Genomic DNA, 13,416 nt, shown 5'->3' with positions numbered 1-13,416 from the left:
TATGTACCTGATCAATGGCCAGTTGCGTGATGACGTCACCCCGCAAAGCGCCCTCGAACTCCTTCAGAAACCATTGCCTCGGCTGCTTTCTTCACCGATCGATAGTGAGACCGTTATCGAATCTGCCGCTCGCTTTGCCACGAAGTTGCAATCTCGTGGCCTGTCTCTGTCCCTCGACGATGAGCACTATGAGGGGCTGATCGATTTTTGCCAGCGCAGCAACCTGGACACAAAACTTGAGCGAGAGCTGGGCCTGCAACCGCGTTCGCTGCGACGTATCAATTATCGACAGCCATGTTTCGAAAGCTGGCATCCATTAGGGTTGGTGGTGCATATCACCCCCGGCAATGCGCCGTTACTGGCGTTCTGCGCAGTACTCGAAAGCCTGCTGGCCGGCAATATCAACTGGTTGCGCCCCAGTGCCAGCGATCAGGGGTTGACCGCACAGTTGCTCGCCGCCTTTGTGCAATGCGACAGCAGCGGCAGACTGGCCGAGTTCGTAGCAGTGCTACCGGTTGGCACCTCACAGATAGCCCAACTTTGCGCCACGGCAGACGGCGTATCGGCCTGGGGTGGTGAAGCAGCGCTCAAGGCGATTCGCCAGCAGATTCCTGCGGGGTGCCGGTGGATCGATTGGGGGCACAAGATCAGCTTCGCTTATCTGTCACCTGAAGCGGCGGATCCTGCTGCGCTCGATGCCTTGGTAGATGAAGTCTGTCGACTGGATCAACAAGCGTGCTCCAGCCCTCAATGGGTGTTGGTAGACAGCAACGATCCGGCGGTCCTGCACGACCTCGGAGAGCGTCTGGCCGAAGCGTTCAAACGTCGCGCCCAACAGTGGCCGGCGCTGGTGCCGACAGACCAGGAAGCTTCGGAAATCACCACACGCACTGCCATGGCGCAGCTTGATCAGTGCTTCATCCATCAGACCGGTCAGGTGTGGACCGGCCCCGGGTGGCGTGTCATCTGGGAGCATCATCAGACGCTCGCGCCATCGCCGCTCTTTCGCACAGTGCTGCTCAAGCCAGTCCCGCAGCACCTGCTCGCCGAATCACTGTTGCCCTGGCGAACCGTCCTGCAAAGCTGCGCGCTGATCGCCTCCCCAGCAGAAACGCCCGAGCTCCTTCGAACATTGATCAACGCCGGCGTCACTCGTATTGCACCTTGCGGGTCGATTCATGACGGCTACCCCGGTGAACCCCACGATGGCGTCTACGCGCTGTCGCGCCTGAGTCGCCGCCTCTCGGTGACTCTGCCCCCGGATGCCTCGACTGGCCGTGCAACGCTCGACCCGCTTCCGCCCGCCCCCGACACAGCCCATGGCCCCATCATGGACAAAGACACATTCATGACCCAGCCAATCGGTCCCGAAGCACAGTTGTATTTTCGCTCCGGCGGTAGCAGCGGAACTCCGGCCCTGGCCGGTTTCAGCTACCGAGACTTCCAACGACAAATGCGCGCCGCGGCTGATGGCATGTTCGCTGCCGGGCTCGATCCGTCACAAGACCGGGTGATGAACCTGTTCTACGGCGGCAACCTGTACGGCGGCTTTTTCAGTTTCTCGAACATTCTTGAACAGATGGGTGTTGTGCATTTGCCCATGGGGGCTCCCCAGGACGATGACTTCAGCGAAATTGCCCGACTGATCGTGGAGCAGCGAGTCACCGTGCTGATCGGCATGCCCAGTACGCTGCATCGCCTGTTTATAAAGGAGCAGGCCCGACTTCGCGCCTATGCCGGTATCGGCAAAGTGTTCCTTGGCGGCGAACATCCGGGAGAGGCCAGTCGGCGCCTGATGGAAAGTTGCGCAGTGTCGACGATTCGCTCTGCCATCTATGGCTCCGTCGATGCAGGTCCCCTGGGGCATGCCTGCTCGGCAACCGCGAACGGCATATTTCACTTGATGAGCGAAACCCAGCATCTGGAAATCGTTCAGTTTGAACAGGATGTGCCGGTACAAGCCAATGAGGTCGGCCGCCTGCTATTTACCTCCCGCGCCCGGCAAAGTCAGCGCGTTCACCGATATGACCTCGGCGACACCGGTCGCTGGGTACCTGGGGCCTGCCCTTGCGGACTGGAGACACCGCGATTCGAACTGCTACAGCGGCACGGCAAGCTGGCGCGGATTGGCACGGAATTCATTTCTCCTTCGCAGCTGGAACACAACGTAGGAGTACCCATTCAAGTTGTTCTGGACCACACCGCCAGCGGAGTCGAACGCATGCACGTTCGAGCAGATGCGGATGCCGACTGGGTACGCCAAAAACTGCTGACCCATGAAGCAGTGGCCAATGCGGTGAGTGCTGCACTTTTAATAGTGGAAGTGACCCGGTGCGCCGAACAAGCCTTCACCCGAAACAAACACAGCGGCAAAACACCGTTAATTATCGATCAAAGAAAATAAAAGCAGACACTTCATTGATGCTGCTTCCTGACAAAAACGCCTGATAAGAAAGAGAATTCAGTGAACCCAACTTATTCGCTTGAACAATTAGTACCTTATATAAGACAACACTCAAATTTTTACAGCAAACACCTGGAACATTTGCCCTCGAAGGGTATTACTTTAAAAGACCTGCCGTTAACTGATGTATCCGACTATTGGACTGGCAGCAACGATTTGAATCATTGGCCAGTCCTGACCGGAAACGTCAATGACGCGCTGGTGTTTAAAACTGGAGGTTCGATCAGTCAGGGCAGACTTGCGGTTTACTCCTGCGAGGAATGGCAAACACTGGTCAGTACCTTCGGAAACAGCCTCTCTTCTCAACTGAACAATGGCGACCGCGTTGCCAATCTGTTCTTTTCAGGGGATCTCTATGCCAGTTTTCTGTTTATCCACGACTCCCTGGCCCATGTCGGGCGATCCATCTGTGAGTTTCCGTTTACCGGAGAGGTCGAGCTGGACGTACTGGCAGATGCCATCGCACGACATCGGATCAACGTTCTGGCCGGAGTGCCAGCACAGTTACTGCGATTCGCGGCCTACCTGGCCCAGCATCGGCGTGTGTTGTGCGGGGTCGAGACGCTGCTGTATGGCGGCGAAAGCCTGTTTGCCCCGCAGTTGGCAATCCTCGGCGAAGTATTCCCCAACGCTCGTATCGCCTCTATCGGCTATGCCAGTGTGGACGCCGGACTCATAGGCGCCAGCGATCGCGACTGTGCATTGGGCGAGCATCGTGTATTCGAACAGCAAACCTTGCTGGAAATTATTGACGAACACACCGGTGAAGTGATTGAAGAATGCGATCGCATCGGGTTGTTGGTACTGACCAACCTGACACGCCGGCTCATGCCGCTGCTGCGTTACCCGGTGGGCGACCGTGCGTGTTGGCGTGAACCGGCTGCAACCCCGATGCGTAAATTCGCCCTCAAGGGGCGCAGCGCCCACAGTCACCGGGTACGAGTAGGTGTGCTGTCACTGTTTACCGAAGAAATACACGAGATCGTTCAGCGCGTAGCGCACAGCGAGCAATGGCAATTACTGATCGAACAGGCTGGCCCCAAGGATCTGTTGAGCGTGAAGTGGGTACCCGAACCTCAGTTGCAAGCGGTCGAGCCGGTGCTCCAGGCATTGCGTGAAGCGCTGCTTGCCCACTACCCCGCCATCGACGACCTGAGCCGCGAGGGTCTGCTGGAGTTTCGAGTACTGTCCTGCGCAACCACTGACCTGCAGCTTCACCCTCGCTCGGGCAAACAACTGCGAGTGCAAGATTTGCGAGTGTATGACGTCCCCCCACAGGAGCCCGCGTGATGACCCGGTTGATATTTCGCCCCTACCGTCCTTCCGACGCAGATGCCGTCAGCCAGTTGTTTCGAAAGGTCTATGGCGATCTTTACGCTCAGCCGGATGTTTACCTGCCAAACATGATCAGTCAGCACAACGCCGAAGGCCGCTGGCAATCGATACTGGCCGTGGATGACGCGCGGGTGCTCGGGCATGCCGCGCTGTGCCGCGACTCGCCTTCAAATAGCGCGGAACTGGCCCTCAGCGTGGTGCATCCCGTCGCGCAGGGACAAAGCATCGCAACCCGCCTGAGCCGCGAGTTATTGATGCAATCGGACGCTCTGGGGCTCAAGAGCATCTCGATCAAGCAAGTGACCCACCATCCCTACACTCAACGCATGGCAGGAAAAATCGGTTTCCACAGCACTGGACTGCTTCCCGACTTTGTCCCTTCGCCATTCGCTGAACCGCTTCCGGAAACCATCGTGATGGGCTGTCACCTGATCGACGGACACGCGCGCCCGCTCCCCGACTTCCCTTGGCCCGCAAGCTGCCGGACGTTTATGCAGCACTTGTGTTCGGTGTTTGGAACCCGGCAAGACAAGACATCACGGCCCGCGATGCCCTTGCAAATAAAGCAACAGCAGCATCGATTCGACATTGTCATTCAGCGTTTGAACAGACGCTTGCTTGAGCAGATCAGCCAATTACCCAGGCACTGGCTGATCTCGGCACGACTGGAACTGTCCCGGCACTTCGCCCGGGACATGCATCGTTTTTCGGCTCTGGGCTTCGCCTTCACCGGCTTGATGCCAACGCCAGGTGATAATGGCTGGTTCGCCCTGTTTCATCGAGGCGTCCAGTCTCGATCCCTCAACCTGCACTGCGCGCACATGCAACGGTTGCATGACGACTTACAGCAGAACGCCAATTCCACGAGAACCCACCGGTACGTCGACGCCCTTATCGGTTCCCGCTCAGCCGCCTGAGTGTTTTCTATAAAAGTCACCGCCCGGCTGCGCGCAAAGCTCCACCAGCCAATCGACAAACACCCTCACCCGTCGAGACAACTGGCGGTGCGGTGGATAGAGCGCCGTCAACGGAAACGCCGGTGGCCGCGCTGCCTTCAGCACTTCACACAAACGGCCTTCGTCGAGTTGTCGGGCGACGTGATAATACGGGGTCTGGACCAGACCATAGCCCGCTTCGCAAGCCGCCAGATAACCATCGGCGCTGTTGACCGAAACCTGTTTGGGCAGATCGATCGGCTGCACCTGACCATCAACCACAAACTCCAGCCCGTAACGCTTGCTGGTGCTGCTGGAGAAATACTCCACCATCTGGTGGCCGTCGAGATCGGCCAGACACTGAGGCGTCCCGTAACGTTGCAAGTATTGCGGACTCGCGCAGGTGACCTGGTCCATCATGACCAGCGGCCTTGCCACCAGTGAATCGTCCAGGGCCGAGCCACCGCGCAACACGCAATCGACACCTTCGCGGATCAGATCCACAGGCCGGTCATTCAAACCGATTTCCAGTTCGATCAATGGATACCGGGCAGTGAATTGCGGCAAGGCCGGAATCACGATCAAACGCCCCACTCCCGCTGGCATATCCACTCGCAGCAGCCCCTTGGGATTATGGCGAGCAGCGGAAAATACGGCTTCGGTTTCCTCCAGATCCGCCAGCAGCCGCACGCAACGCGGGTAATAGGCGGCGCCATCGAGCGTCAGGCTGATCTGCCGGGTGGTGCGTTGCAGCAGTTGCACGCCCAGATGTGCCTCAAGTTGCTTGATCAGAATGGTCACCGAAGCCCGGGGCAATTGCAGGCTGTCCGCCGCTTTCGCGAAGCCGCCCAGTTCGACGATTCGGGTGAAAACGCGCATGGCGTTGAAACGGTCCATTACTTTGGCTTACCGGCTGATTATTTAGAAATTACACATAGTGATAGCAGTTTTAGCCGGTTTATCTTGTTTCTGTCGAGGTCAACAATGGGATTCAATTCACAGGGAGCTGATTTCATGCAAACACGTCAACTGGGCAAAAACGGTCCGCAGGTGAGCGCGATCGGTCTGGGCTGCATGGGCATGACCGATTTCTACACCACGGGCGAGGACACCCGCGAAGTCACGGCCACTTTGCACCGCGCGCTGGAACTGGGGATCAACCTGCTCGATACGGCAGACATGTACGGCCCACATACCAATGAAGAGCTGATCGGCAAGGCCATTGTCGGCAAGCGTGACGAGGTGTTTCTCGCCAGCAAGTTCGGCATTGTCCGTGATCCATCCAACCCCGGTGCACGGGGCGTCAACGGTCGACCGGAATACATTCGCGATGCTATCGATGGGACCCTCAAGCGCCTTGGCGTGGAAACGCTGGATTTGTATTACCAGCACCGCATTGATCCGCAGGTGGCCATTGAGGAAACCGTCGGCGCCATGGCAGAACTGGTGAAGGCCGGCAAGGTGCGTTACCTGGGATTGAGTGAAGCATCGGTCGCCACGTTGGAGCGCGCGAACAAGGTTTATCCAATCAGCGCACTGCAAAGTGAATACTCGCTCTGGAGCCGCGATCAAGAGGAGAACGGTTGCCTGGCCGCGTGCCAACGCCTGGGTGTTGCATTTGTGCCTTACAGCCCATTGGGACGAGGCTTTTTGACCGGAGCGCTGAGAAGTCCGGATGATTTCGCAGCCGATGACTACCGTCGCTTCAGTCCACGTTTTCAACGGGAAAACTTCGCTAAAAACCTGTTGCTGGTGCAGCAAGTGCAGGCCTTGGCCGCTGACAAAGGTGTGACGGCGGGCCAACTGGCGTTGGCGTGGGTCTTGGCCCAAGGGGATTACCTGATCCCGATTCCAGGCACCAAACAGCGTAGATACCTGGAAGAAAATGTGGCCGCGCTGGATGTGAAACTGAGCCGCGAAGAGTTGCAGGCCCTGGAAGCGATATTCCCGGCCAATGCCACGGCAGGCCTGCGTTATCCGGAAGAAGTCATGAGGTTGCTTGACCGATAGCAGGTGCCTGGCCCGTTCGATGGTCGAGCGGGCCAGCGCTGCCAAACGTCACGCCTTGGCGTGGACACCCTTGTCAGTCGGGGTCGTACCGTTGCCCTTGCCGTAAGTTTGCAAGTTCTGCAATACGTAGATCGCCGTCTTGTATTCAGGGATCAGGCCAGCGGCGTACTTGTCACCCTTGATACTGTTGTTCTGAATGGTGTCCAGTTGCGTGGCGAAATACTCCAGCGCATTGAACTTCGCATCGGGGTCTTTCTGTACGCCAAAGCGATCAAACTTGTCACCGGCATTAAGCAAGGTCATCGAAGTAATATCGGAAATCAGACCTTTACTTCTCAAGAAGGCACTGAGATTGCCCAGTTGCTTGGCGGAGACATTTTCCGGATCGAAGCCTTTGATGTTCCTGTGCAGTTTCTGCTCATCCATCTTCGCCGTATTCAGCGCATTGGGATTGTTCCCCACCAGTGCCAGCATCTGCTTGACCCTGGCGCTGTGGGTGACAGGCTTGCCGCTGCCGGTATCTTTGACCAGCAAACCTGCCTTGCTCGTCCAGGCACCTGTATAGCCAATTGTCATGACCGGGCTCCCGACTGCGTGACGAAATGCTGATCATCCAAAACACACAGACGTCCTTGTGAGGCGACCATAAAAGTTCCTTGTTTAACCGAGTAAAGTGCGGGCGAGTATCGACGCGCGCTCTAACGTCACCAACAGATATTTCCGTTTTTTACAATTCTTGTACATTTGCGACACATAACCAAAATCGCCAGGTTTCATGGGTCTACATGAACTTTTCGATAGGGGTGCAGATAACTAATCAGGCTTTTGTACTCTTTGGTTAGTAGTGCTTGTATCAATGAGGACACTTCTCACTGTCTCGCCGTCCGTCACCTCAGGCGGCGCGTGTACGATCGTACCTAAAGCTCCACCTTGGTGAGCCGATACCCTCTCGATGCCTCGATTTTCGAACCCATACCTCAATAATAAAAACGCTGCACAAGGACCGGTCCCCATGCCCGCATTTCGTACCATTCAGGCTCGCTACACGCTGTTTCTGGTCCTGTTCATTCTGCTGTTATCCATCCTGACCGTGGTCGGCATCAGTCAACTCGTCGCGCCAAAACTGCGTCACACCGAGGAGCAAGTGGCCCTCAATCGCATCGCCGAAGTGGCCGAGCACATCCAGGGTGAACTGAACAAGGTACAAGCCCAGCAGCGCAGCATCACCCAAACCATTCCCCTGCTCGACAGCGCCGCCATCGACACGGTCCTGCCGGGCCTGGTTGATCAGTACGGTGAACTGAAAGTCTTCGGTGGCGGGATCTGGCCGTTGCCCGGTCAGCGCGAAGCCGGGCGCAACAAGTTCAGCACTTTCTGGCACCGCGATGCCTCGGGCAAACTGGCAGTCAATACATTCTGGAACAGCGACGCCGCGCCCAATTACTACGACCAGGCCTGGCACAAGGGCGGCATGCAAACCCCGCGTGGCCAATGCGCCTGGGCGGCTGCCTATAAAGATGACGCCAGTGCCGAACCGCGCACCAACTGCGCCATGGCCATTCAAAAAAATGGCGCAGCGTATGGTGTCTCGACCATCGACGTGACGCTGGGCTTCTTCAACGACCTTGTAGCGCGCAAGGAAAAAGACCTGGGGGCCGAGATGCTGATCGTCGAGGCCGATGGCAAGATCATCAGCAACAGCTCGCGGATCAGCGGGCCGATCGTATTGAAAAACATCGCAGAACTGGCCGGTCAGTCGCCGTTTGCCGCTCAGGTCAAGGCCGGGCTGGCACAGCGCGACCAATCGCTGCAACGGGTCGAGTTCGATAACAACGGCGAAGCCAGTACCTTCTTCATGCGCCCAATCGAAGGTACGCCATGGTTCCTCGCCACGGCCCTGCCAACCACACTGATCACGGCCCAGCGTGACGATGTGCTCAACACATTGAGCCTGTTGCAGATTCCGATGGTGATTCTTCTGGTGCTGCTGCAGGTCTATGCCATCCGTCAACTGATCCAGCGCATGAAAGCCCTGAAAGCCAATATCGACGCCTTGTCCACAGGCGATGCCGATCTGACCAAGCGCATCACCATCCGGGCCGAAGACGAACTCGGCGCTATCGGTCATTCGATCAACACCTTTATCGCCTACTTGCAGAACATGATCGGTGAAGTCACTCAGGCGACAGGCGCGATGGCGTCGAGCCTGGAGAACCTGCAACGGACTTCCGCTCACACCAGTCAGATTCTGGTGCGTCACGCCTCGGAAACCGATCAGACCGTCACCGCCATCACCGAGATGAGTTCGACCGCCGATAGCGTCGCGCAGAACGCGGCCGAAACCGCTGCTTTCACGCAACGCGCCAACGAACACGCGGATCGCTCCCGCGTGGTGGTCGGCGAAGCGTCGAGCAGCGTGGTGGCGTTGATCGATGAAGTAGCCAGTGCCACCCATAAAGTCGAAAGCATGCAACAGGACGCCCAACGTATCACCGAAATTCTCGGGGTGATTGGCGCCATTGCCGGGCAAACCAACTTGCTGGCGCTCAACGCCGCAATCGAGGCGGCCCGGGCCGGTGAACAAGGCCGTGGGTTCGCGGTGGTCGCCGACGAAGTCCGCGCCCTCGCCGCCCGCACCCAGGCCAGTACTTCAGAAATCAACGAAATGCTGACCCGCCTGACCCAAGGCGTGAGTTCGTCGGTCAGCGCCATGGAAAATACCCAGGCCAGCTGTCAGTCGGCCGCCGATGCCACGGCGCGAGTCAACTCCGGCCTGGATGAAATGGCCGGCTCCGTCAGCCACATCAATAGCCTGAGTACCCAGATCGCCACCGCCGCCGAGCAGCAAAGCGCCGTGACCGAAGAGATCAATCGCAGCATGGTGCAAATCCGCCACATGGTTGACGAACTGGTAAAAAGCGGCCAGGCCAGTGAACTCAACACTCAGCAACTGCTGGAAGCCAACAGCCGGGTGAGCACGATCATGGGGCGTTTCAAGGTTCGTTGATCGCAACGGCAAGGGATGGCCCCCGTGGCGAGGGAGCTTGCCCCTTGCCACAATGGTTTACCTAACGCTGTATTACTTCGAAACAATCCGACTCCTCTTCGCGAGAGAAATTGGTCAAAATACATTTTTTGGCCGCAACCCAAGACGAGATTCCCATGCGAACCCACCTGCGTCTGGTCGCTTTGAGCGCCCTCTTCCTCTCCTCCCTCGCCCAGGCCGCCGACTTGATTCCCATCGAAGTTCACCGCGACGCCAACTGCGGCTGCTGCAAAAAATGGGTCAGTCATCTGGAAGCCAACGGTTTCAAAGTTGAAGACCACGTCGAAGCCGACATGAGCCAATTCAAGCAACAACACGGCGTGCCACCTCGCCTGGCGTCCTGTCACACTGCCTTGATCAACGGCAAATTCGTCGAAGGCCATGTGCCGGCCGATCAAGTACTGGCCTTGAGCAAGCGGGAAGATCTGTTGGGTGTTGCCGCTCCTGGCATGCCGATGGGCTCGCCCGGCATGGAAACGGATGGCATGAGCGATGCCTATCAAGTGATCGGTCTGAAAAAGGATGGCACTGACGTGGTGGTGGCGGACTACCCCGCCCATTGATGTTCGGCGCCTACATCGGGCTGTTTCTGGCGGCGTTCGGTGCCGCGACGCTGCTGCCCCTGCAATCCGAAGCGGTGCTTGTGGGCCTGTTACTCAGCGACCAGTATTGGCTCTGGTCGTTGCTGGCAGTCGCAACACTGGGCAACGTGCTGGGGTCGCTGTTGAACTGGTGGCTGGGGCGCGGCATCGAGCGGTTTCATGACCGGCGCTGGTTTCCGGTCAGCCCTCGCCATCTCGAGCGAGCCCAAAAGCACTATCAGCGTTACGGCCATTGGTCGTTGCTACTAAGCTGGGTGCCCATCATCGGCGATCCACTGACGCTGGTGGCTGGCGTCATGCGCGAGCCGTTGGGGCGTTTCCTGATGATCGTGACGCTCGCCAAGGGCGCCCGCTACGGTGTGTTGGCCCTTGCTACGCTGGGGTGGATGGGTTGAACGATCATGCAGGGCGATGGCGGTAGCAGCTGTAGCAGCTGTAGCAGCTGTCGAGCCTGCGAGGCTGCGTTCGGCTGCGCAGCAGTCGTGAATGCGGCTGGCACGGTCTGCCTGATGCACCGCATCTTCTGGTTTGACGACTGCTTCGCAGCCGAACGCAGCCTCGCAAGCTCGACAGCTGCTACACAGAATGCGTCGTCGCTGAAATCGCTTTACTGACCGGCATGGTAATGTCCCCCTAATCATGCCGATCCAGCATCGGCGGATTTCCTGTGGAGTTTTCCCATGCCGCCCATCCTCTCCCGCTGGTTACCTGGCCTGCTGCTGACAGCGGCTCTGCCCGTCCTCGCCCAAGACCCGTCCCAGGCCGAGACACCGGAATACGGCCCGGAGCTTCAGGGCTTCGAGTACCCCTACACGGTCAAGCACTTCGCCTTTGAGTCCCAGGGCAAATCCCTGCAGATGGGTTACATGGACGTTGCCGCCCAAGGCAAGGTCAATGGCCGCAGCGTAGTGCTGATGCACGGCAAGAATTTCTGCGGCGCCACTTGGGACAGTTCGATCAAGGCGCTGAGCGAGGCCGGTTACCGGGTCATCGCCCCCGACCAGATCGGCTTCTGCACTTCCAGCAAACCAGACCACTATCAATACAGTTTCCAGCAACTGGCATTCAATACCCAGCAACTGCTCAAGGCCCTCGGCATCCAGAAAGCCACCCTGCTCGGCCACTCTACCGGCGGCATGCTTGCCACGCGTTATGCACTGCAATACCCCGATCAAGTCGAACAACTGGCGCTGGTCAATCCCATCGGCCTGGAAGACTGGAAAGCCCTTGGCGTGCCCTATCTCACGGTTGACCAATGGTATGAGCGCGAGCTGAAAGTCACGGCGCAAGGCATCCATGACTACCAACGCAGCACCTATTACGATGGCCGCTGGAAGCCGGAATTTGATCGTTGGGTGAACATGTACGCAGGCTTGGCCAAAGGGCCGGGTAAAACAGCGGTGGCTTGGAACTCGGCGCTGATTTACGACATGATCTTCACCCAACCGGTGTACTACGAGTTCAAGGACCTGAAAGTGCCGACCCTGCTGCTGATCGGCACTTCCGACACCACGGCCATCAACAAGAACATCGCACCGCCCGAGGTCAAGGCGAAAATCGGTCATTACGACGTACTCGGCAAGCAAGTGGCGAAACTGATTCCCCGGTCGACGCTGATCGAATTCCCGGGCCTTGGCCACGCGCCGCAGATGGAGGAACCGGCGACATTCCATCAGGCGTTGCTCGACTGGCTGAACAAAACCAATCCCATTCCTTGATGAGGTAAGGCTGATGCAGATTGCGGTGATCGATGACTGGCAGGACGTGGCTCGCGACGTGGCGGACTGGTCGGTGCTGGACAGCATCGGCCAAGTGAGTTTTATCCATGACTACCCGGCCGACAACGAAACCCTGGCCGAACGGCTTGGCGCATTCGAAGTGATCTGCGTGATGCGCGAGCGCACCCGGTTCGACGAAGACCTGCTGCGCCGCTTGCCCGCGCTCAAACTGCTGGGCACCGGCGGTATGCGCAACGCCGCCCTGGACTTGAAAGCTGCCGCCGCGCTGGGCATTCAGGTGTGCGGCACTGACAGTTACAAACATGCAGCCCCCGAACTGACCTGGGCGCTGATCATGGCCGCGACCCGCAACCTGGTGGCCGAAGCCAATGCCTTGCGCGCAGGCTTTTGGCAACAAGGGTTGGGCGGCGACCTGCAGGGCAAGACCTTGGCGATCCTCGGTCTGGGCAGCATCGGTCAACGGGTTGCCCGGTTCGGCCAGGTATTCGGCATGCGGGTGATTGCCTGGAGCGAAAACCTGACCGCCGAACGGGCTGCCGAAGTCGACGTCACCTATGTCAGCAAGCAGGAATTGTTCGAGCAGGCCGATGTGCTATCGGTCCATCTGGTGCTCAGCGAGCGCAGCCGAGGGCTGGTGGACGCTCAGGCACTGGACTGGATGAAACCCACGGCATGGCTGATCAATACCGCCCGCGGGCCGATTGTCGATGAGTCGGCGTTGATCAAGGCTCTTCAGAAAAAACGCCTGGCGGGCGCGGCGCTGGATGTGTTCGAGCACGAGCCGTTGCCCCGCCATCATCCTTTCAGAACGCTGGACAATGTGCTGGCCACGCCTCATGTCGGGTATGTCAGCCGGCAGAACTACCAATTGTTCTTTTCGCAAATGATCGAGGACATACAGGCCTGGGCGGCTGGGGAGCCGATTCGGATTCTCACCTAAAGACCGCGTTATCGTTCTTCGCGAGCAAGCCTCGCTCCCACATTGGATCTCGGGTGTACACAGGATGTGTGACGAAGCAGGTCCAAATGTGGGAGCGAGCCTGCTCGCGATGAGGCCCTCAACCCCACTACAACTCCCGAAACCCAGCGCACCTAAATAGTGCAATCCACGTTCCGCCCAATCATTGGGACTTCCCGGTCCCGATTTGACCCACCCCAAAAACGAAACCTGCCCTTCGTCGGTGCGCCTCCTCGCAAAACCCCATGCCTGCACCCTCTTTTGACCGATTGTCGAACAATTTCACCCGTTGGCCGCCCCCGCTCTAAGTTCTGGCCTAGACTCCTT

At 58.2% G+C, this 13,416-nt stretch carries 11 protein-coding genes; 9 read left to right on the top strand and 2 right to left on the bottom strand.

From position 1 onward, the window contains the following. Position 1: 1 nt before the first annotated feature. From ACYZT2_RS14020 to ACYZT2_RS14010, 3 genes are read left to right on the top strand one after another with little or no spacing between them, the layout of a single operon-like run. Positions 2 to 2,404 (top strand): aldehyde dehydrogenase family protein, encoded by a 2,403-nt coding sequence (locus tag ACYZT2_RS14020; RefSeq protein ID WP_461964800.1) that lies wholly within the window; start codon positions 2 to 4, stop codon positions 2,402 to 2,404. Between the two features lie 60 nt (positions 2,405 to 2,464). Further along, positions 2,465 to 3,754, top strand: coding sequence for a phenylacetate--CoA ligase family protein (locus tag ACYZT2_RS14015; protein WP_461964798.1), 1,290 nt, complete (start codon positions 2,465 to 2,467; stop codon positions 3,752 to 3,754). Further along, the gene (locus ACYZT2_RS14010; protein ID WP_461964796.1) at positions 3,754 to 4,716 is read left to right on the top strand and encodes a GNAT family N-acetyltransferase; all 963 of its coding nucleotides are present in this window, start codon (positions 3,754 to 3,756) and stop codon (positions 4,714 to 4,716) included. The genes ACYZT2_RS14015 and ACYZT2_RS14010 overlap by 1 nt, the downstream gene beginning before the upstream one ends. Here the strand turns inward: ACYZT2_RS14010 and ACYZT2_RS14005 are convergent. Continuing rightward, entirely contained in the window at positions 4,705 to 5,631 is a 927-nt protein-coding gene (locus ACYZT2_RS14005; RefSeq protein ID WP_461964794.1) for a LysR family transcriptional regulator, read from the bottom strand. The two genes, ACYZT2_RS14010 and ACYZT2_RS14005, sit on opposite strands and share 12 nt — an antisense overlap. 117 nt (positions 5,632 to 5,748) lie before the next feature. Between ACYZT2_RS14005 and ACYZT2_RS14000 the strand changes: the two genes are divergently transcribed. Continuing rightward, a complete protein-coding gene (locus ACYZT2_RS14000) occupies positions 5,749 to 6,744 on the top strand; it encodes an aldo/keto reductase (RefSeq protein WP_461964792.1) in 996 nt (331 codons plus the stop codon). A gap of 48 nt (positions 6,745 to 6,792) precedes the next feature. Here the strand turns inward: ACYZT2_RS14000 and ACYZT2_RS13995 are convergent, their stop codons facing one another. Beyond that, on the bottom strand, positions 6,793 to 7,320 hold the full coding sequence (locus ACYZT2_RS13995) for a hypothetical protein (RefSeq protein ID WP_461964790.1): 528 nt from the start codon (positions 7,318 to 7,320) through the stop codon (positions 6,793 to 6,795). Between the two features lie 436 nt (positions 7,321 to 7,756). Between ACYZT2_RS13995 and ACYZT2_RS13990 the strand changes: the two genes are divergently transcribed. From ACYZT2_RS13990 to ACYZT2_RS13970, 5 genes are all read left to right on the top strand, one after another. Then, complete coding sequence (locus ACYZT2_RS13990; RefSeq protein WP_461964788.1) at positions 7,757 to 9,751, top strand: methyl-accepting chemotaxis protein; 1,995 nt, start codon at positions 7,757 to 7,759, stop codon at positions 9,749 to 9,751. 155 nt (positions 9,752 to 9,906) lie between these two features. Next, entirely contained in the window at positions 9,907 to 10,353 is a 447-nt protein-coding gene (locus ACYZT2_RS13985; RefSeq protein ID WP_461964786.1) for a DUF411 domain-containing protein, read from the top strand. Beyond that, positions 10,353 to 10,787 (top strand): YqaA family protein, encoded by a 435-nt coding sequence (locus ACYZT2_RS13980; RefSeq protein ID WP_461964784.1) that lies wholly within the window; start codon positions 10,353 to 10,355, stop codon positions 10,785 to 10,787. Before ACYZT2_RS13985 ends, ACYZT2_RS13980 begins: the two co-directional genes overlap by 1 nt. A gap of 285 nt (positions 10,788 to 11,072) precedes the next feature. Next, positions 11,073 to 12,110, top strand: a complete 1,038-nt coding sequence (locus ACYZT2_RS13975) for an alpha/beta fold hydrolase (RefSeq protein ID WP_461964782.1) — start codon at positions 11,073 to 11,075, stop codon at positions 12,108 to 12,110. Positions 12,111 to 12,123: 13 nt separating this feature from the next. Further along, entirely contained in the window at positions 12,124 to 13,071 is a 948-nt protein-coding gene (locus ACYZT2_RS13970; RefSeq protein WP_461964780.1) for a D-2-hydroxyacid dehydrogenase family protein, read from the top strand. Positions 13,072 to 13,416: the final 345 nt, after the last annotated feature.

It is taken from the genome of Pseudomonas sp. MDT1-85 (genome assembly GCF_054898065.1).
The sequence above is the reverse complement of the archived record's forward strand: the minus strand, read 5'-3'. Positions and strand labels throughout refer to the sequence as shown.